Consider the following 18,319-nt stretch of genomic DNA (forward strand, 5'->3'; position numbering starts at 1 on the left):
CTGCAAAAGCTATCGTTGGACAAAAATAGTAATAATTAGCAAATTAGAAAATTAGCAAATTTTAATTTGTAGTGAGCCCACCATCTACAGCAAGCACAGTGCCTGTAATCCACGAAGCATTGTCGCTGGCTAAGAATACACAAGCTTTGGCTATATCTTCAGGCGTGCCAATGTGTTGTAAAGGGTAAATTTCCTTTACCATAGTCTCAAAAGCGGCTTGCTTTTTGGGGGTAAGGGCTTGCAAATTGCGGTTGAATTGCGGTGTAGAAATACTTCCAGGGGCAATGGCATTTACGCGTACGCCCAAATGTCCCACTTCAAAAGCCAACGCCTTGGTAAAAGAGTTTAACGCTCCTTTAGTAGCCGAATAGACAGTTGTTGCGCGGTTAGGAAGCATTCGGTGCGCAAAATACGACGAGATATTAATAACATTCCCTTTGCTTTTCACCAAAGCAGGAAGCAGACTTTGGGTAAGGAAATAAGGCGCTTTTACATTGAGGTTGAAGTGGGCATCGTATAAGGTATTGTCCACTTGCTCAAAAGGCACGAACTTGCCCAAACCAGCGTTGTTTACTAAAATATCTACCGTAGGTAGCAGTTGCTCAATGTTTTTCACTACCTCAGTTACTGTCTCCGTTTTTGATAAATCAGCAGAGAGGGTGTGTACTTGCACGCCAAACTCATTTAGTAGCTCTTGTTGGGCTCTTTGTAGTTTCTCAGGGTCTTTACCTATGAGCAATAGGTTCGCGCCCTCACGGGCAAAGGCTCTGGCTATTCCTAAGCCAATACCATCACTTCCGCCGGTAATTACGGCATTCTTGTTGTTTAAGTTTTTCATTTTGATATTTGTTTATTGATTTTACATTTTCTTCTTTTATACCATTTTACTAAGGAAACATAAAGTACTGCCTGAGGAAATGATATTGCGTAAGAGATTAAAAACTTCAGACCCCAATCATTCCAAAGATTAAACTTATCGCTTGTAATAAAGCTGTTTACCAAGCAAAGCGGTGTTGCTATAAAAAAGACAAATTGCAGAGTTTGTTTAAGTTCTGTATTCATTTGTTAATTATCTTCTTTAATTGTAGATTATTTACAAAATGCAAAGATAAAGTATTTATTTGTATATTTGCAACTTATTTCGTAATTTATTTACAATCTATGGCAAAAGAAGTACAAAAAGAACTCTTGTTAGACTTTGATTTTCTGCGGAAATTGGTAGTGGGCATAGGGGAAGTATCACAAATTACAGGTATCCCTACCCGACAAATACGCTATTGGGAAGAGAAAGGAATTATCACCAGTTTAACGGAAGAAGAAGGGAAAAACCGCCGGTATGATTACCTGAATATCAAAAAAATACTCCTCATCAAAGAACTCCTTGATGAGGGGTACACGTTAGATGCTTCAGTAGAGAAAGTAAAGAAGCGTATGGCGATGATAGAGGAAACACTCTCCAAGATGAGTCAATTAGTTAATAAGCAGATGAATTGATGAGAACAATAAGTAGGCAAGAGGCTATTACACTGAGATTGTTACACCAGCAACTGCTTTCTCCTCAATATGAGAAACCTGAGGATATTGTAGTGTGGCAAGGAGCTATGCAGGCACAGGATTATAATTATTTCCGTTGGGCGATAGGTATACGGCAGAGTGTCCCGCAATTGGCTCAACTCCAAGAGGCTTTTGCTAAGGCTGAACTTTTACGTCTTCATCTTTTGCGCTGTACGGTGCAAGTGGTGAGCAAAACGGATATAGGCTGGTTACTTCCTTTATGCAAGGAACGCAACCTGAGTACTTTGCAATCTTGGCAAAAGAGTATCAGTACAGTGTTTGCCCAAAATTACTTTGAGGAGGTAGCTCATGCTCTATGTGAATTGCTCTCTGGAGGTAACTCATTGTCTAAAAAAGCTATTGCTAACAGACTCACAGCTTTGGGGCTTTTACCTGATGATAAACTACTCAATCCCTTATTATTGCGTGCTGAGATTGAAGGACTTTTGTGTTCGGGGGTGATGCAAGGCAAGGAGGCTACTTGGGCTTTATTGTCCGAAAGAGTACCTACAACAGCTATTATTCCCCTTGATGAGGCTTTGAAACGACTGGCACAGAAGTATTTCAGGAGTCATTCACCTGCCTTGTTAGAGGATTTTGTGTGGTGGTCGGGATTGCCTAAAATGCAATGTAAGAAAGCTATAGAGGGGATTGCCTCTGAATTAGAAGAAGTTTCGGTAGAAAGTACTCCAATGTATCTGTATCGCAATAACTTTGAAGCTACCGATTACACAAAAACAATGCATTTGCTTCCGCCGTACGATGAGTATCTGATAGGCTATAAAAGCCGTTGGGTAGCTCTCGACAAAAAGCACGAAGCAAAGGCACATAATAAGTTTGGTATATTCAAACCTGTTATTCTGCACGAAGGCAGAGTTGTAGGCAATTGGAAAGCGAGTATTGATAAACAAGCAACTAACTTAACTACCGACCTTTTTACTGAGAAAACCAAAGTAAGGAAACGGAGTTTGCAAGAGGCTACCAGCCAACTTGTAAGATTTTGTAAAAAAGATAACTAATTTTCTAATTCCCTCATTTGCTCATTTGTTAATTATGTATTACCTTTGCAGCATTAAAATATTAATAATATAATTATGAAAAAAGTACTTTTAATGGGAGTGTTAGCTTCCTTTATACTAGCGAGCTGTGGTACAGCTAAATCACCAGAGATGAAACGCTTAGAAAATCAACAGCAAGCCTTAAAACTCAATTCTGAGCTCAACGAATTGCAAATGAAACTCACTCAAGAGCAAAGCAATAATCAGTCGTTGCAAACTGAGGCTACGCAAGCTAATGAAGAAGCTACCAATCGTACGGATGCTTTTAGTGATGCCAACTCGGCTTCGGCAAGTGCTAAAAAAGCGAACAAAGCTGAAAAGGCATTGCGCAAAGCTAGTAAGGCTAACAAGGATTTAGCCAAAAGTAATCGTCGTATTGAGAAATTGCAAAAAGACATCACTAAATTACAAGAAAAGATAACTAAACTAAATGCTGAAGTAGAATTTAGCAAATAGATACAAGTTAGATGTTTTATTAAAAAATCCCGTGTGGTACAAGTACCACACGGGATTTTTACTAATTAGCAAATTTGCTAATTTGCTAATTACCATATTGTAGTATCATCTCTACATAAGCAGGGTCTCGGCGAGAAAAAAACAGCGTTTGCTTGGTGTCGAGAGCAGCTATTTGGCTCATATCTTCCGCTGAGAGTTGGAAGTCAAATACATTAAGGTTTTGTTCCATACGCTCTTTGCGCACTGACTTAGGAATGCAGATTATATCGCGTTGTAATAGGTAACGCAAAGCTACTTGGGCAGCACTTTTGTGATACTTTTCACCAATAGCATTGAGCGTAGGATTGGCGAAGAAATCGTTTTTACCTTCGGCAAAAGGTCCCCACGACATTAGCTTGGTGTCGTATTTCTTCATTAGCTCTTGGAGGTCTTGCTGTTGGTAGAATACGTGTGTTTCCATTTGGTTTACAGCAGGTTTTATCTCGCAGTGGTATGCCAAATCGAGGTATCTATCAGCATAGAAGTTGCTGATCCCAATAGCACGCACTTTGCCCTCTTTGTAGGCTTCTTCCATAGCGCGATAAGAGCCATAATAGTCGCCAAAAGGCTGGTGAATGAGTAGCAAATCGATATAATCAGTTTGGAGTTTGCGCAAAGAGGTTTCGATAGAGGCTTTTGCCTTTTCGTAGCCTGCATTGCTTATCCACACTTTGGTAACGATAAAGAACTCTTTGCGGTCGATACCACTTTTCTTAATGGCATTGCCTACCCCCTCTTCATTTTTGTAGATTTGGGCAGTATCAATCATTCGGTAGCCTACCGAGATAGCATCGCTTACGCAGCGCTCACATTCTTCGGGGTTTACTTGGTATACACCGTAACCCAATAGGGGCATTTGTACCCCGTTGTTTAACTCAATGTTTTTCATTTGTAATTCTTATTTTTAGTTTTTTGTTAATTGTCTGTGCAACTCGTACTTAATTTCTCGTAATCTTTTTGGCTTACAGGTTCTAACCATTCGGTTTGGGCTTTAGCGGTATCCATAATAGAGAGGTGAGCAAACCAACTCTTATTACTTGCTCCGTGCCAGTGTTTTACCCCTATAGGCACTACTACCACGTCTCCTTTTTGTAGCAGTTGAGCAGGTTTTCCCCACTCTTGATACCAACCTATACCTTCGGTTACTAATAGAATTTGCTCAGTGGTGTGCTTATGCCAATGGTTAATACAACTAGGTTCAAAAGTAACGTTAGTTACATTGATAGTGTTGCTCTTATCAGGTACTACTAAAGCGTTTAGGTAGCTTTTACCAGTGAAATATTCTCTATGAGCCTCATTAGGTTGCCCTATGGCAAAAACATTACCTGCATTGCCTCCCGTTGGGTTATTAGTGATTTGTTTTTCTTCTGTCATTGTTGTTGTGTTTTAGTTTATTAGTTTAGTTTTTTTTCAGCGAGCCAATTGCTTAACAAATTAGCTATTTCAAGATTATTTTTTTCAGCAAATATAAAGTGACTATTACCTCTAATGCCTTTTTCGGGCAATTGCACCACTAAGGCATCACCCCCGTGTTTGTTCACACACTCAGCAAAGGCTTTGGCTACTTGCACACGCTCATACCAACGGTTGAAAGCCCAATGCTCAGTACCTGAGGGTATGTTATCGCGGTAATAGATAACGATAGGAATACGAGTAAGAGCTTTAAAGAGTTCTAAGCTGATAGGTTGTGAAAGTGAGATGTTTGCTACATCGTTAGCAGGCGTTGGCACTGTAGGCATTTCGTTTTTTGGGAATACAAATTCTGTTCCAGGCTCAAATGAAATGACAGCTTTTACTTTATCGCTTTTAAGAGCTGTTTGCCAACCAGGTCCCCCTCCTTGTGAATGCGTAACAAGAATACCTTCGCCTATACGATTAAAAAGGGCTGCAGTAGCTGAGGCTATTACTTCTAAATCATACGCCCCAGTATTAGGTGTTATTTGGCGCAAAAACTGATTAAGACTTTCAGTATCGTTAGGAAACTGACTGTTAGGAAACAGATTAGGGTACATACCCATACGAAAGTTTTCAAACCAAAACTGGTCATTGGGCAGTACAGTTATTTCTTCTGATACAGAGGAGTTGCCAGCACGCCCCCTACGAGGTTGGTCGAGGATATAGGTTGCAAAGCCTCTACGGAGGAAGATAGTGCCAAATCCTTCACGCCCATCGGGGGTAGATTCCCACGTTTTACCTGACTGACCTGCTCCGTGCAAAAATACCAAAGGCAAACGATGTGGATTTTCAGGAATTTGATAGCTCACATAAGCGTGGTCGCCGTGAAAAGTTTGTCCGTCGTGCGACATAGGCTTTAAGGTACTATAAGTACCTTCGTTCTTTATAATATTACCACCTACAAAGAAACTGCCTTGTGCAGTAATTACTAATGGTTTGTTTGTATTCATAAAGTTTTCTTTTTTAATGACTAATTTTTGGATTTAATTCTGTACCGCTTGCATTTCGTTATACATAAAGTTAGACACACGTTTTTTAATGAGCCATTTGCCATTTTGTTTTACGTAGGTATCGCTGTAGCGTACCCCTGCTTTGCGTTGCATCTCCTTACCGTCGATATTGCCGATAAGCACTACTTGGCAGTAGCTAATGCCGTGTGCAGTATCACCATTAATTTCTACTGTTTGCTGTCCATTGATATGATACACCGTATGGAAGAGGGCGAGATATTTCGCAAAAGCCTCACCTATGGCTTTCTTGCCAACATAAGTAGAGTTTATTTTGCCGTCAGCTATTGAGGATACCTCAGCATCCTCAGTAAAAAGTTCCATTTGCTCGGTTATTTTCTTTTCATCGGCGAGGTTAGAAAATGTATCGACCACGTTTTTCAAAGCCATACGGTCTTTGATTTCTTGAATGTCTTTTGCTAAAGTTTCTACTTGCATATTATTGTTATTTTCTTGTTTTTGTGGGGCCTGACAAGCGATAAATGCCAAAGCCATTGCGGAAATAATGTTACGAAATTTCATTGTATCTTTAGATTTTTGAGTTATACATTTTTAATAAATTTAGCAGGGTTACCCCCTACAATAGTGTTGGGGGCGACATCTTTGGTAACCACTGCTCCGGCTGCTACCACAGCATTTTCACCAATAGTTATACCCGGCAGAATAGTAGCTCCTGCTCCTATCCACGCATTTTTGCAGATATGCACGGGTTTACAGAGCAATATTTGTCGGTCGTATAGGTCGTGATTGTTGGAGATGAGTTGCACGTTGGCGGCTATTAGCACACCTTCGTTAATAGTGATACCTCCGCGCCCCATCATCAAGCAGTTGTTCATAATAAGGGCGTTATCAGCAATAGTTACTTTGTGGAAACACACACCAGTGAGCCCGTTCATTACACGTACATTTTTGCCCATATTCTCTCCAAAGAGTTCGCGCAAAAGAGCATCATATTCTTCGGTAAAGGGCATTGTATGGTTTAGCTTAAAAAGCACTTGGGCTTGGCGCACTCCTTCAGCGTGTTCTTCAGGAGTTATTTGTCTTGGGTCTACTCTTAATACTTCCATATTTTTAATTTTATAGTTTGCTAATCCCTACATTGGCATTTTCGTAAGTAGTAGGGTCAGCGATGATTTTACTAATGAAATCGGCAATAGACTTGCGCGATACCGCACCGCCTACTTCGGGTTCAGGTTTTTGGGTGATGTAATAATCAATCTCATTGCCATTAGTAAACCAATCGGGACGGATAATCGTGTAGGTCAATCCTGATGCCTCGATGTTATCGGCTAATTTGCGATAAGGAATGAGCATACTGTTTACGGGTTCTTTATAAATGCCAATAGAGCTAATGGCAATGATGCGTTTTACACCCGTGTCCTTCATTGCTACAATGATGTTTTGGCTCATTATATCGAGGCCGCCAGCGAGGTTTACATACACAATATCTTGCCCTAAAATGGCTTTCTTTAGGTCGTTTACTTCGAGGGCGTCACCTTGTATTTTAGTGTGATTACCACTAAGCCTGCTGATGTTGCGAGCAAAAAGAGTAAGGGTAACGTTAGGGTTCTTTTCAAGGGTTTTAATCACTTCGGTAGCCAAGGAACCTGTGGCTCCAATGACGAGTACTTTTGTCATAATATTTGTACTTTTAAGATTCTGAAGCAAAGGTACGGCGTTTTTTTCAAAGGATTGTTATACAAAAGGCGGTAGTTTTTACAAATTTTTCTGTACCTTTGTCGCATTATGAGTATGAATAGCGAAAATATCATTATTGAAGACAATCTTCACCGCTTGGGTAGTGAGGAGTTGTGGCATTGTATAGCTCACGTGCTGTGCGAGGCGGGTAGTTATGCTTTTCAGTACAACGGAGAAAATTTTGTGCTCGAAGCTGGGCAAACAATGATTATTGTTTATCAGCAGTTTATAGAGGTTGTTATGACTTCTCCCAACTTACAGGCTACTTGTATCTATCTGACTCCTGAATATGCTGAATATTGTACCCCGCGTAGCAACTATGGCATACGAGGGGCGTTGGCACTGTTTGCAAACCCTATTATGCCCCTTACTGAAAAACAATTTTCCCAACTGCAATACGATTTTCAGCAAATAAAACACCGCCTCACCGATACCATTCACGCTTTTCAAGAGGAAGTGCTACAAAATGCAGTGCAAACACTTATGTTAGATTATTTTGATATTCATACCTCGTTGTTTGGTCAGCAGAAAATAACCTTTCAGAACAATGACCTTATGGTGCGTTTTATGGCATTGTTAGAACAAGAAGAATATATGCGACATCGCGAAGTGGGGTATTATGCCGATAAGCTCTTTGTGTCGCCCAAGCACCTATCGGAAGTGAGCAAGCAGGTAAGCGGGCGCAATGCCCTCTACTGGATTAACCGCCTTACTACTATACATATACGAAAACTGTTACAACAAAAAACACACTCTATCACCGAGCTCACCGATCTTTTTGGTTTTTCTTCCACCGCCTATTTCTCTCGCTTTGTACAACAACATTTAGGGGTAAGTCCGAGTGAATTTTATCAGTAATAATAAACTCCCCGTGTGGTATGTATCACGCAGGGAGTTTATTTTTGTAGCTACGGAAGCTTACTATGGTAATTTTGGACCTTTCCAGCCTCTGGTTACTAAAACATATTGAAAATAATCGGTAGTATATTTATCCTCGTCAGGCGTTATCTTTCCCATAAGGAAACTAATAGGTGATTTGAAACCAACAACATCTTGACAGTGTGCATAAGGAGAATTTTTATTGTTGAGCTTGTAAAGCACTATTGAAGGATTTTCAGAGGCTTCTTTGAAATTTTCTGCATTTGTGAAATAGGAGATAGGCCCATCGCAGTTTGCCCAAGAAATCATCTCGTTAGGGCTCGTTGGCATACCCAAACCTTTTGGAAGATACATTTCTGAATCGAAAGGGCGATGCATCACAGAAATCACTGTATAATCTTTCTGTTTTAGAAGAGTAGCAAAACATTTTCTCGCGTTGTATTTTTCCTGATAGATATGTCCGCTACCCAAAGAGCAATAATAGTTTCTTTTTGTATTACTCACACTATCTAACTGCTTGATAGTTAAATCAAAATTACTCATCATAACACTATCGCGATTGTGCTTAAAGGCTTCTTGTTTACCTAAAAGTCCATAAACTCGTATCTTCTGATCCTTTGGTAGTGTTTGATTATAGTTGTAAAGTATCTTCCATTTTTCAAGATACTCCTGTGTTTGGCGCTGCGGGATATTCTCTTTAAGGTTGTTGAAGTGTTGTTTCAATAACGTTTCATCAGGAGTGTCAGTATTTAGGTATTGATTCAGAAGTTCAGCATCTTCAGTAAAAAATTCATTAAAATAATCAGTAACTCCAAACTTTTTGTTCAGGTATATCAAAAGTTGAGCGTCAAAAAGCTGTGTCTTCGCAAATCCGTGAATCTCACCAAACATAAACACAGTAGGTGTATTAACCTCTGCAAATAATGTTGTATCGGAGATTGTGCATTCAGGCGGTAATATTATACTATTAGCTTTAAGGTAATTTACTTTTTCTTCACTAATATCACCACGAAGGAAGAACCCATAAATAAAGAAATACGCTATGGGCAATACGGTTAAGAGCAAGAAAATAACAAGGATAGTAAGTAGTATTTTCTTTATTACTTTTCTCATAACATAACTATTTAGTTAATAAATATAAACACACAAGAATCTAAGTAAAAAGAATCTCATTTCCTTAAATTCACAACAAAAGTACAAAATTAATTTTAATGAATAGATAATTAATGAGTATTTTTTTGTACAACAACATTTAGGGGTAAGTCCGAGTGAATTTTATTTACTGCTTGTCGTGCTACAACTTGCGTATTGTGCTATGACTCCTCAATTTTAAGGTAGTCTTTAGCTTTATCAGTAAGTCGCATTTTACTATCAGTAGCTTCTAATTTCAACTGGTGACAATTTGACACCGTTTCATTTCCCTCTTCTTTTAGTCGTTCTTTTAGTTTGTTCCAATACTTTCGAACAGTAAGAAAATCTTTACTATATAATTAATAATTGACAATTAACGATTAACAAAAACTCCCTGTAGTGCGTTCTGTATAAGTAGTTTGCATACGAGAATTTTATTTGTGATTTGTTCTCGTTAAATGATTACATCTTCAGGAGAAGCATAAGAAAAAGGCACCCATCGGTAGTCCTTCTCTTTGCCTATATATCCCAAACCAGGGAAAGGTAAATGCCCTGCAAGAATAAGCGTATCCTCTTTGTAGCAGTTTTCCAGTACGCGCAGGCGTGTGTGAATACCTTGCTGATAATCAGTATCCCACAACACACCCCAATCGGGTTTAGCAATGAGCAAAGGCGAGTGAACCGTATCGGCTAAATGCTTTAATGAACGTCCCTCTGAGATGATAGTTACAAGCGTATGCCCCGGCGTATGTCCTTCGGCTAACTCGGTTTTTAATATCCCAAAAAGAGTATCACCTGCGCTGAAGAAGTGCAGATGATTGCCTAGAGCTTTGAGAATATTGCGCGAATAGTTTAAGTATTGTTCTAACTGCTGGGGCGTTCTCTTATATTTAGTTTTAGAAAAATCGGGATTAGGTGATAGCCAAAAGTCGTACTCCTTTTTGTTGATATAACATTGCGCATTAGGGAAAGTAAGTTTGCCATCAGGAGTGGTAAGTCCCCCAATATGGTCGCCGTGAGCGTGAGTGATAAATACATCAGTAATATCAGAAGGAGAAACACCTATCCTTATGAGATTTTCGGGGAGTCTTCCTATATTGGTTTTCCCAGAATGTTTCCCGTTACCAGCATCGATTAGGATATACTTATTAGCCGATTTTATAAGCAATATATTCACCGACATCTGCATCAGTTCGGGGTTGAGATACAGTTTTTGCATCTGATTTACAAAGTCCTTTTTAGGTATTTGAGGGGCAAAGATAGATTGAGGAGGAGTGACATTCATATATCCATCAGATAGGAGAAAAAGCTCCAAATCTCCCAATGTAATTTTAAGGTTACATCCTGTTGCTACAACATTGCTGTCAGTAGTTTTTTTAGGTAAGAAACTCATTAGTGAGGGAACTGCTAAAAGTCCCCCACTGAGGGCAGTGGTTTGAAAGAATTTACGTCTATTCATAATGTCGATTAGCTTTATTTTATTTATTGATGATACAAAGATATAAAATAATTGACAATTAATAATTGGTAATTGACAAAAACTTCCCCGTGATGCGAGCCACATAGGCTTCACCACGGAGAGTTTTATTTATTGCTTGTCGTGCTACTACCTAATTGACAAATTATAGCTGTTTTGCCAAATAGTTTTGCAAACCGATAGCCTCAATAAGACCTACTTGCTGCTTAAGCCAAGTAGCGTGATCGGTTTCTTCTTTGAGGTATTGGATAAAATAATCATCGGTTACAAGGTCAAGATCTGCCTCTGTAATCATCTTTTCTAAGGTTACAAGACTTTCAACTTGTTGTTTGCACTCATAACGAAGTTGATCTTCTACTTCAGGGTAGATTTCTATCTCCTCAAACTTAAACTGAGGAACAGCTCCCAATTCTAAAAGGCGATTAATAATCTTAGTTACGTTCTCGGTTTCCTCCTTGTATTCCTCAAGCATACGGTTGCCGAGTTTGGTGTAGCCCTTTTGTAAATTAATTTGAGCGTGAATAAAATTTTGTTGTGCTCCTGAGATAAGAGCTCCTCCTATCCATTGTAGGAAGTCGATAGTTTTTGTTTTTGCCATTTTTCTTTCTTTTTAATTATTACTAACTTCTAAGGTTACTTCTACATTCCCACGAGTTGCGTTAGAATACGGACATACTTGGTGGGCTTTTGCTACGAGCTCTTTAGCTTGTTCAAGCGATACGTCAGGTACGTTTACTTGCAGGGTTACTGCCAAACCAAAACCACCATTATTGAGTTTCCCGATAGATACGTGTGCTGTTACAGCGGTCTCACCGGTGGTTACTTTAGCTTGTTTGATAACTAAGTTAAGAGCACTGTCAAAACAAGCGGCATACCCCGCTGCAAAGAGCTGTTCGGGGTTGGTAAAATTATCGTTAGCACCACCTAAGGCTTTAGGAGTGCGTACTTCAAGGCTTAATACACCATTATCAGAAACTACTTTTCCATTACGACCACCTGTTGCGGTGGCTACTGCTGTGTACATTGTTGTCATCTGTCTTCTTTTTTATTTATGATTTAATAATTTGTTTACTAATGTTTTAAGTGTTTCGAGCTCTTCCTCACTTAGGGGTGTTTCTTCTTTGAGTTGTATTGGTATCTTTTTAGCTTTGGTTTGCAACTTTTTGCCTTTCTCGGTGAGGTTTATCAGCACTGTGCGTTCATCTTGTGCACTGCGGGTACGCGTTAGCAACTCTTTGGCTTCCATACGCTTGAGTAGTGGAGTGAGCGTGCCACTATCCAAATACAGCTTTTCGCCTATGGCATTCACCGAGAGGTTTTTTTCCTCCCAAAGCACCAAGAGCACTAAATACTGCGGGTAGGTAAGGTCTAAGGGCATGAGGTATTTAGCGTATTGTTGGGTAATTTCTCGTGAGGCTGCATAAAGCGGAAAGCACACCTGAGAGCTTAATTTTAAAGCATCTTTTGTCATCGTTTCTTAATTTCGGGGGCAAAGGTATAGAGTTTATTTTAAACTACCAAATTTTTAACAAATAAATTTTACACAATATAATTTTATCATTGATAAAACTCCCCGTGCAGTAGCATACCACACAGGGAGTTTATATATATCACTACAATCTAATGACTATTTATTAACAACTAACCACTTTTTATAGAACTCTTCAAACTTATCAAAAGGTATTTTGCCCGCTTTGTTATCGTATAAATCTACGTGAGTAGCATCAGGTACGATGTATAGTTCTTTACTTTTACTACCTATTTGTTTGTAAGCATCTTCACTGAAATAGCGCGAATGTGCTTTTTCGCCGTGAACGAGCAAGGCAGGGGTTTGCATTTCGGCTGCGTAGTGCAAGATAGGCATATTGATAAGAGCTAACATACCGGTATCAGCCCAAGAATGTTCGGAGTTAGAGTTTACAGCACGAGGGTGAAAACCGCGCTTGGTGCGGTAAAAATCGGCATACTCGGCAATGAACTTAGGTGTTTCGGACGTGATAGTTTTAGGGTCGAGGTTATTAGCCGGCAGGTAGGAAGCATAGTCTTTTTTAGCACTTTCCCAGCGTGCATTGTTCATTTGCTCTTTCATCTTACGGCGTGCTTCGGGAGTATTGCCTGGCACACGGTCGTAAGTGCCTTGAGCATTGGGAGTCATTTTTATTTCATAGCCATTAGCCGATACGCGGGTCATATCGTACATAGTGCTGGTGCCTACCGCTTTGATACGGGTATCCGAAAGGGCAGCGTTGAGAGCAAAACCACCCCAACCGCAGATGCCGAGTATACCAATGCGCTCGCGGTCTACATTTTCCAAAGAGCCTAAGAAATCAACAGCAGCTGAAAAGTCTTCAGTATTGATTTCGGGACTGGGCATATTGCGGGGTTCGCCAGAACTTTCGCCAGTAAAAGAAGGGTCAAAAGCAAGGGTTACAAAGCCTCGCTCAGCAAGGGTTTGGGCATAAAGTCCAGACGATTGTTCTTTCACTGCTCCAAAAGGACCTGATACAGCAATAGCCGCGAGTTTACCCAGAGTGTTTTTAGGGGTATAGAGGTCGGCAGCAAGGGTGATGCCATAGCGGTTTTTAAAGGTTACTTTGCGGTGGTCTACTTTTTCTGATTTGGGGAATATCTTATCCCATTCTTGTGTAAGTGTCATAGTGTTTTCGGTTTTAGAGGATTGAGCTTCTGTTTGTGTATTTTCGGTGTTGCTCACTTGTTTGTTTTGGCAAGAAGCCATAGCCAAAACTGTTGTAAGTGTTAAAAAGATTTTCTTCATACGGTATTATTTTCTATTTCTTTAATTATTTTTGCTGGTACGCCTGCCACTACTACATTAGCAGGAATATCTTTGGTAACAACGGCGCCAGCCGCTACTACCGAGTTTTCACCTATGGTAACCCCAGCGGTAATTACAGCCCCAGCACCTATCCATACATTCTTACAAATATGCACGTGGGCAACACTCAAACTCTGGCGGTTGGCGATAGCCACGGGGTGTCCTTCGCTGGAAATAGTAACCTTAGGGGCTATCATCACCTCTTCATCAATGGTAATACCGCCTAAATCGAGGAACGAACAATCGTGGTTGATAAAGGTATGCGCCCCTATGCGGAGATTTTTACCATAATTTAGGTGAATAGGGGTAGTAATCACAGCGGTTTCGTGCATTCGGTTGCCAAAGAGTTCTTGTAATAGATGCTTTGTTTCAGTAGTTTCGGTAGTGTTATTGAGGCGTACAAGAAGTTTTTTGCTTTCGGCACAAGCCTCGTGAATGAAGTGGTAATCGGGGTCAAAGAAAGAAACAGTTTCTCCTGCAAGGAGACGAGAAAAGATATTGTTCATAAACGTTAGTATTTAGTTATTAGTCGTTAGACTTTTTGCTTTTCAAGCTACAAAGATAGTAATAATTGCTGATTAGCTAATATATTGACGAAAACTCCCCGTGGTGCGAGCCACACAGGCTGTTTGCATACGGGGATTTCATTTTCTCATTTGCTAATTCTCTAATTCTCTAATTCCCTATTTGCTAATTTCCAATCCTTACCTTTTATCTAAAAAAATCTCTTTGGTAACTCTATTATTGGGTCTATCGAGGGCTGTAACTACTATCTTACTACCTGAAAGAGCAGGGTTCAGGGCAGTAGTAGCGTATTGCCAAATGTCAGCGGTAAGTATGGCATTGCCTTCTTCAACGGTTTCCTCACCGTGCGATATCGTTACTTTCACCTGAACAACCTTAAAATTATCACTTACTTCAATGGTTATAAGCTCTCCTTTTTGGGTACCTGTATAGGCTTCGGCGTCGATGTGTCTGATTTCAGGAGCTTTGAGATAGTCGGACACTGCCATATTATAAGCGTTGATAACACCACGTCGTTTAGCTTCTGCTGTATATAAGTCTTTCAGAACAGGGTCTTGCAAAGCGTTTTTGGCATAGGTGCTAGCAAGCCTAAATCGGTTATTTTGCGAGATAAGAGTAGGGTGAGTAGTAGGCTTTCGGCGGGGTTTAGCAACAACAATAATCTTATCGCCTACTCTGCAGTATACTACTTGGTTGCCGAGTTTCCCCGAGATGCCTTGCATTGCTAAGTTGTCTTTTATTTTTGCCATAGGTCTATTAGTTAATTTGTCCTTTTGTTAATTAGTACTGCAAAATTATAAAACATTTACTGAATTAGCAAATGTGCCCATCTGCTCTCCACTGACGTTCACTTTTAAAACAATGGTCTATATATCCTGAGAATAATGTTCTATAATAGTAAGAAATATAAGATGTTTTTTATTAAAAAAGTCGCTTTTATGGATTGCCCCCTCTCCTTGGGAGAAGTCTGCGAGAGCGGAGTATGTGAGGAACGGGGGTGAGGCCTTTAAATGCAAATATGTCCATCTGCTCTCCGGTTTAAGACTGCCTATCGTTCGGTGTAGACCCACTGTAGACCCACTGTAGACCCACTGTAGAGCCACTGTAGAGCCACTGTAGAGCCACTGTGGGTTCGGTATAGCTTCGGTGTAGATAGCAATAAAGTTCTCTGTATGATTTCAATAAGTAAATATACGAAATTTCATTTTTATAAGACGTTTACTTAACCTTATTTCAAAGGGTTAAGCCTTATACTTTCCTCTTTTCCAAATTTCTATTGAGTTGATAATATTCTGCCACAAAATATAACAGCCAGGACCTACGGTGGAAAGAGGGTGCAGGTAAGTGGTAGCTATCCAAATGGCAAAAGCCGTATTCTTTTGCCCTAAGGCTTGTCCTGCCTCAATCGAAGCTTCAAAAAACCTACCTATATACCGCCCAATAGCGTATTGCATTAGGCATAATAGTAACCCCAAAAAAGCAATGAGCAATAAAAAACCTATCCCCGATTGTGCGTGGAAGATATTTTTAAGAGTCGTACCGGTAACAATCATCAGTGAACAACCCCAAAGGTAGAAGGAGAGGTCAGGAATGTTTATCAGCCATTGGTGAAAGCGGTGAAGTTGTGGCACGCTCTTGGTGAGTAGTGCTAAGAGCATAGGCACAACCAACACCAAACACACTTTCTGCATTATGAGTGAGAAAGCAGTCCAAAAAGTAAACTCCGATGCAGGTTCTATCAGCGGAAAACAAATCGGAATCAGTAGGGCGCAAAGCAGATTAGAGAGGAAAGTGTAGGTGGTCATCTGTTCTAAATTGCCCCCAAGTTTTAAGGTTACTACGGCTGCGGCTGCGGCACAAGGGGCTATCACACAAGCAAGAATGCTCTCCAAGAGTATCAACTCCTTGCCTCCAATCCGAAAATAAAGAATCACCCCTACAATCGCTGCTACCAAAACGATTTGGAAGAGACTTGCCCAAAAGTGCCATCGTACGGGCAACAACTTCTTAAAGTTTACCTTGCAGAAAGTAACGTACAGTATCAGGAACATAAACAGAGGCAGTATAGTGTCGAACGTAGGAGCAAGTTTTTGTGAGAGAGCATCCAATGCAGGCACGTAGTAAAATATGAGATATACCAAAGCGCCTATGCCCATAGAAATAGGCAGTGTCCAATTCTTTATAAAACGAATGAGTGTAAGCATTTTAAATTTACCGATGAGCTAATGATTTAAGGCTACAAAAGTACAAATAATTTGCTAATCAAACTGCCTGTACAACTCGTATTTAATTTTTTTAACTTGTCAATTTACTGATTTCTCTCTATCTTTGCCCTTAATTTACCGATTGTTAATGAACAAATTAAGACATTTCTATGAAACAGCTTTTATCACTTATTGCTATCCTTTCAGTATCAGCTCTTTTGGCTCAAAATCCTTTTGAAAAAGAAATCTTGCAATCTAAGTATACTATCGATTCTATAGTAGCAACCGAAAAACTACTTCTTTACAAGAGAGAAGCCGCCGTTCAGCAGTCGCTAAAAGAGGGCAAGATTACCAAAGAGCAAAGTGCAAAAATGCTCAAAGAGATTAAGGAAGCAAGCGAACTGAGCACTAAACAGAAAACCTATAAAGAAGGCTTACGTCTATCTGCTCTTATCCAGCAAAAGGCTACTGAACTCAGTATGGACACCCTGCAAAAAAACGCAACGCTCGATAGTCTTATATCTACTGAGCCGAAAGAGAACTATATACAAACTGTTCAACAGTTAGATTCTTTGCCCAATAAATATAATGAAAATAAACACGGAGTTACAGTAGCTATTCATTTGGCTATCGGATTACAGTCTGTAACCAATGATAAAACTTACTTTAACCCCTATTTAAATACAGAATTAGGACTTGCTTTTACCTCTCAATTGTATAAAAAGAAACAACTTTCCCTCAATTACGGCTTAGTGTGGCAAAGCAATAGACTGAACATAAAAGGTAATAATTATCTCATTTCAGAAAATGGTGACACAAAATTAGTACCTTTTTCTAAGCCTTTAGACCGAGCTAAACTGCGTGTTAATTACCTCATCTTGCCTATTGAATTACAAAAGAATTTTAAGTCAAAAATACATATAGGAGGAGGCGCTTACTTTGGCGCACTCATCGATGTAAACCAAAAGATAAAATACACTGAGGGAGACGACCATTTAAAACTATTTCTCCGCAATGGTTTGAAAGTAAATAAATTCACCTACGGACTATCAGCTCAAGTGGGCAACAAATGGTTTTCGATTTATGCTAAATACAGTTTAGCTCCCTTATTCGAAAATAGCCCTAACAATATACACCCTTTTTCAATAGGTATAAAATTTTAGTAGAATATGACAAAACGTTTCCTCTTTTTCCAGCTGATACTTTTTGCGCTCCCTTGTTTTGCTCAACAAAGGGTGGTAAACAAGCATCACGAGTCTGTTGAATATGTGAATATAGGCATAGTAGGCACCAATAAAGGTATTATTAGCGATGAAAATGGTTACTTTTCGCTCGAAAAGCTCGGGGCAAAGCCCACTGATAGCATTTATTTTTCACATTTGAGCTATCAACATAAAGTATTAGCTTATCGTGATATCAAAAAAGAAGTGCAACTCACCGAAGCAGTAATTAACCTCCCCACTACTACCCTAACAATGAAAACACCTAAAATACGCTATGTAAAAAGTAAAGGAGTAACTACCCCTTTTACTCTTTACGGCGAAATGAAACAGTATTTTCAGCAACACGGTGGCGTCCTCTCAGAATTAGGCGATTTCATTTCGCTTTCTAACGACACTCAGCTTACCGAGTTCAGTATTGAGATTAGGAAAAGTACCTTTTATATGGCAGTCTTGCGTGTGGTAGTGTACCAAACCGATAAGGAGCACAAAAACTTCACTCCGCTTATCAAAGAACCTATTTACATTCATTTATTTCCTTCTGATAACCCACAAACTTTCACTCATAAGCTATCAGTATTAGTACCCAAAGGCGAAATGTGGGTAGGTGTACAGTTTGTGGAAGTGAGAGGTAAAGATGATGCTACTATTACCTTCAACGCCACTACCAACAAGTGCTGGTTACGCTTCCCTGATAATACAATCAGGCAAGTGAATGGAGGCTTCGGAATTCCCTTTACTGTAAAAGGCTACGACATCATCAAACAATAAAAGCCAACT

The 18,319-nt window shown here is 39.7% G+C and carries 21 protein-coding genes and 1 pseudogene; 6 read left to right on the forward strand and 16 right to left on the reverse strand.

The window, feature by feature from the left end:
* Positions 1–61 precede the first annotated feature (61 nt).
* On the reverse strand, positions 62–838 hold the full coding sequence (locus C3V44_RS06050; RefSeq protein ID WP_106095876.1) for an SDR family NAD(P)-dependent oxidoreductase: 777 nt from the start codon (positions 836–838) through the stop codon (positions 62–64).
* Between the two features lie 323 nt (positions 839–1,161).
* Between C3V44_RS06050 and C3V44_RS06060 the strand changes: the two genes are divergently transcribed.
* From C3V44_RS06060 to C3V44_RS06070, 3 genes are all read left to right on the forward strand, one after another.
* The gene (locus C3V44_RS06060; protein ID WP_106095878.1) at positions 1,162–1,494 is read left to right on the forward strand and encodes a MerR family transcriptional regulator; all 333 of its coding nucleotides are present in this window, start codon (positions 1,162–1,164) and stop codon (positions 1,492–1,494) included.
* A complete protein-coding gene (locus C3V44_RS06065; protein ID WP_106095879.1) occupies positions 1,494–2,573 on the forward strand; it encodes a winged helix DNA-binding domain-containing protein in 1,080 nt (359 codons plus the stop codon). Before C3V44_RS06060 ends, C3V44_RS06065 begins: the two co-directional genes overlap by 1 nt.
* 75 nt (positions 2,574–2,648) lie before the next feature.
* On the forward strand, positions 2,649–3,068 hold the full coding sequence (locus C3V44_RS06070; protein WP_106095880.1) for a SlyB protein: 420 nt from the start codon (positions 2,649–2,651) through the stop codon (positions 3,066–3,068).
* Between the two features lie 85 nt (positions 3,069–3,153).
* On the opposite strand, the gene C3V44_RS06075 is transcribed toward C3V44_RS06070, so the two are convergent.
* The 6 genes and pseudogenes from C3V44_RS06075 to C3V44_RS06100 form a co-directional block, all read right to left on the reverse strand.
* A complete protein-coding gene (locus C3V44_RS06075) occupies positions 3,154–3,996 on the reverse strand; it encodes an aldo/keto reductase (protein WP_106095881.1) in 843 nt (280 codons plus the stop codon).
* A 26-nt stretch (positions 3,997–4,022) separates the two neighbouring features.
* Complete coding sequence (locus C3V44_RS06080) at positions 4,023–4,481, reverse strand: cupin domain-containing protein (RefSeq protein WP_106095882.1); 459 nt, start codon at positions 4,479–4,481, stop codon at positions 4,023–4,025.
* Positions 4,482–4,501: 20 nt separating this feature from the next.
* Positions 4,502–5,512 carry an alpha/beta fold hydrolase gene (locus tag C3V44_RS06085; protein ID WP_106095883.1) on the reverse strand — a complete coding sequence of 337 codons (1,011 nt, stop codon included), beginning with the start codon at positions 5,510–5,512 and terminating at the stop codon, positions 4,502–4,504.
* Between the two features lie 33 nt (positions 5,513–5,545).
* Positions 5,546–6,091 carry a nuclear transport factor 2 family protein gene (locus C3V44_RS06090; protein ID WP_106095884.1) on the reverse strand — a complete coding sequence of 182 codons (546 nt, stop codon included), beginning with the start codon at positions 6,089–6,091 and terminating at the stop codon, positions 5,546–5,548.
* A gap of 20 nt (positions 6,092–6,111) precedes the next feature.
* Positions 6,112–6,261 (reverse strand): annotated as a pseudogene (locus tag C3V44_RS12580) (DapH/DapD/GlmU-related protein); the annotation flags it as partial.
* A 385-nt stretch (positions 6,262–6,646) separates the two neighbouring features.
* Positions 6,647–7,207, reverse strand: a complete 561-nt coding sequence (locus tag C3V44_RS06100; protein ID WP_106095886.1) for an NAD(P)H-binding protein — start codon at positions 7,205–7,207, stop codon at positions 6,647–6,649.
* A gap of 108 nt (positions 7,208–7,315) precedes the next feature.
* On the opposite strand from C3V44_RS06100, the gene C3V44_RS06105 reads away from it, so the two are divergent.
* On the forward strand, positions 7,316–8,125 hold the full coding sequence (locus C3V44_RS06105) for a helix-turn-helix domain-containing protein (protein WP_106095887.1): 810 nt from the start codon (positions 7,316–7,318) through the stop codon (positions 8,123–8,125).
* A gap of 63 nt (positions 8,126–8,188) precedes the next feature.
* On the opposite strand, the gene C3V44_RS06110 is transcribed toward C3V44_RS06105, so the two are convergent.
* From C3V44_RS06110 to C3V44_RS06150, 9 genes are all read right to left on the reverse strand, one after another.
* The gene (locus C3V44_RS06110) at positions 8,189–9,259 is read right to left on the reverse strand and encodes a hypothetical protein (RefSeq protein WP_106095888.1); all 1,071 of its coding nucleotides are present in this window, start codon (positions 9,257–9,259) and stop codon (positions 8,189–8,191) included.
* A gap of 472 nt (positions 9,260–9,731) precedes the next feature.
* Positions 9,732–10,736: an MBL fold metallo-hydrolase gene (locus tag C3V44_RS06115; RefSeq protein WP_106095889.1), complete on the reverse strand. Its 1,005-nt coding sequence runs from the start codon at positions 10,734–10,736 to the stop codon at positions 9,732–9,734.
* Positions 10,737–10,899: 163 nt separating this feature from the next.
* Positions 10,900–11,352 carry a bacterioferritin gene (locus C3V44_RS06120; RefSeq protein WP_106095890.1) on the reverse strand — a complete coding sequence of 151 codons (453 nt, stop codon included), beginning with the start codon at positions 11,350–11,352 and terminating at the stop codon, positions 10,900–10,902.
* Positions 11,353–11,364: 12 nt separating this feature from the next.
* Positions 11,365–11,787 (reverse strand): organic hydroperoxide resistance protein, encoded by a 423-nt coding sequence (locus C3V44_RS06125; protein WP_106095891.1) that lies wholly within the window; start codon positions 11,785–11,787, stop codon positions 11,365–11,367.
* Between the two features lie 12 nt (positions 11,788–11,799).
* Positions 11,800–12,225, reverse strand: coding sequence for a MarR family winged helix-turn-helix transcriptional regulator (locus C3V44_RS06130; protein ID WP_106095892.1), 426 nt, complete (start codon positions 12,223–12,225; stop codon positions 11,800–11,802).
* 156 nt (positions 12,226–12,381) lie between these two features.
* The gene (locus tag C3V44_RS06135) at positions 12,382–13,530 is read right to left on the reverse strand and encodes an alpha/beta hydrolase (RefSeq protein WP_106095893.1); all 1,149 of its coding nucleotides are present in this window, start codon (positions 13,528–13,530) and stop codon (positions 12,382–12,384) included.
* Positions 13,527–14,096, reverse strand: coding sequence for a sugar O-acetyltransferase (locus tag C3V44_RS06140; protein ID WP_106095894.1), 570 nt, complete (start codon positions 14,094–14,096; stop codon positions 13,527–13,529). Before C3V44_RS06140 ends, C3V44_RS06135 begins: the two co-directional genes overlap by 4 nt.
* 198 nt (positions 14,097–14,294) lie before the next feature.
* A complete protein-coding gene (locus C3V44_RS06145; protein WP_106095895.1) occupies positions 14,295–14,864 on the reverse strand; it encodes a hypothetical protein in 570 nt (189 codons plus the stop codon).
* A 492-nt stretch (positions 14,865–15,356) separates the two neighbouring features.
* Positions 15,357–16,319 carry a transporter gene (locus tag C3V44_RS06150; RefSeq protein WP_106095896.1) on the reverse strand — a complete coding sequence of 321 codons (963 nt, stop codon included), beginning with the start codon at positions 16,317–16,319 and terminating at the stop codon, positions 15,357–15,359.
* A 170-nt stretch (positions 16,320–16,489) separates the two neighbouring features.
* Between C3V44_RS06150 and C3V44_RS06155 the strand changes: the two genes are divergently transcribed.
* Together C3V44_RS06155 and C3V44_RS06160 are read left to right on the forward strand one after the other, a co-directional pair.
* Positions 16,490–17,482 (forward strand): outer membrane beta-barrel protein, encoded by a 993-nt coding sequence (locus C3V44_RS06155; RefSeq protein ID WP_048746978.1) that lies wholly within the window; start codon positions 16,490–16,492, stop codon positions 17,480–17,482.
* 6 nt (positions 17,483–17,488) lie between these two features.
* Positions 17,489–18,310, forward strand: a complete 822-nt coding sequence (locus C3V44_RS06160; RefSeq protein WP_106095897.1) for a carboxypeptidase-like regulatory domain-containing protein — start codon at positions 17,489–17,491, stop codon at positions 18,308–18,310.
* The last annotated feature ends 9 nt before the right edge of the window (positions 18,311–18,319 follow it).

The organism is Capnocytophaga sp. oral taxon 864 (assembly GCF_002998835.1).
GTDB lineage: Bacteria > Bacteroidota > Bacteroidia > Flavobacteriales > Flavobacteriaceae > Capnocytophaga > Capnocytophaga ochracea.

Bases quoted from the DNA above. Each gene is read 5' to 3' on its own strand.
- C3V44_RS06050 (WP_106095876.1), bottom strand. From the start codon at position 838: ATGAAAAACTTAAACAACAAGAATGCCGTAATTACCGGCGGAAGTGAT.
- C3V44_RS06060 (WP_106095878.1), top strand. From the start codon at position 1,162: ATGGCAAAAGAAGTACAAAAAGAACTCTTGTTAGACTTTGATTTTCTG.
- C3V44_RS06065 (WP_106095879.1), top strand. From the start codon at position 1,494: ATGAGAACAATAAGTAGGCAAGAGGCTATTACACTGAGATTGTTACAC.
- C3V44_RS06070 (WP_106095880.1), top strand. From the start codon at position 2,649: ATGAAAAAAGTACTTTTAATGGGAGTGTTAGCTTCCTTTATACTAGCG.
- C3V44_RS06075 (WP_106095881.1), bottom strand. From the start codon at position 3,996: ATGAAAAACATTGAGTTAAACAACGGGGTACAAATGCCCCTATTGGGT.
- C3V44_RS06080 (WP_106095882.1), bottom strand. From the start codon at position 4,481: ATGACAGAAGAAAAACAAATCACTAATAACCCAACGGGAGGCAATGCA.
- C3V44_RS06085 (WP_106095883.1), bottom strand. From the start codon at position 5,512: ATGAATACAAACAAACCATTAGTAATTACTGCACAAGGCAGTTTCTTT.
- C3V44_RS06090 (WP_106095884.1), bottom strand. From the start codon at position 6,091: ATGAAATTTCGTAACATTATTTCCGCAATGGCTTTGGCATTTATCGCT.
- C3V44_RS06100 (WP_106095886.1), bottom strand. From the start codon at position 7,207: ATGACAAAAGTACTCGTCATTGGAGCCACAGGTTCCTTGGCTACCGAA.
- C3V44_RS06105 (WP_106095887.1), top strand. From the start codon at position 7,316: ATGAGTATGAATAGCGAAAATATCATTATTGAAGACAATCTTCACCGC.
- C3V44_RS06110 (WP_106095888.1), bottom strand. From the start codon at position 9,259: ATGAGAAAAGTAATAAAGAAAATACTACTTACTATCCTTGTTATTTTC.
- C3V44_RS06115 (WP_106095889.1), bottom strand. From the start codon at position 10,736: ATGAATAGACGTAAATTCTTTCAAACCACTGCCCTCAGTGGGGGACTT.
- C3V44_RS06120 (WP_106095890.1), bottom strand. From the start codon at position 11,352: ATGGCAAAAACAAAAACTATCGACTTCCTACAATGGATAGGAGGAGCT.
- C3V44_RS06125 (WP_106095891.1), bottom strand. From the start codon at position 11,787: ATGACAACAATGTACACAGCAGTAGCCACCGCAACAGGTGGTCGTAAT.
- C3V44_RS06130 (WP_106095892.1), bottom strand. From the start codon at position 12,225: ATGACAAAAGATGCTTTAAAATTAAGCTCTCAGGTGTGCTTTCCGCTT.
- C3V44_RS06135 (WP_106095893.1), bottom strand. From the start codon at position 13,530: ATGAAGAAAATCTTTTTAACACTTACAACAGTTTTGGCTATGGCTTCT.
- C3V44_RS06140 (WP_106095894.1), bottom strand. From the start codon at position 14,096: ATGAACAATATCTTTTCTCGTCTCCTTGCAGGAGAAACTGTTTCTTTC.
- C3V44_RS06145 (WP_106095895.1), bottom strand. From the start codon at position 14,864: ATGGCAAAAATAAAAGACAACTTAGCAATGCAAGGCATCTCGGGGAAA.
- C3V44_RS06150 (WP_106095896.1), bottom strand. From the start codon at position 16,319: ATGCTTACACTCATTCGTTTTATAAAGAATTGGACACTGCCTATTTCT.
- C3V44_RS06155 (WP_048746978.1), top strand. From the start codon at position 16,490: ATGAAACAGCTTTTATCACTTATTGCTATCCTTTCAGTATCAGCTCTT.
- C3V44_RS06160 (WP_106095897.1), top strand. From the start codon at position 17,489: ATGACAAAACGTTTCCTCTTTTTCCAGCTGATACTTTTTGCGCTCCCT.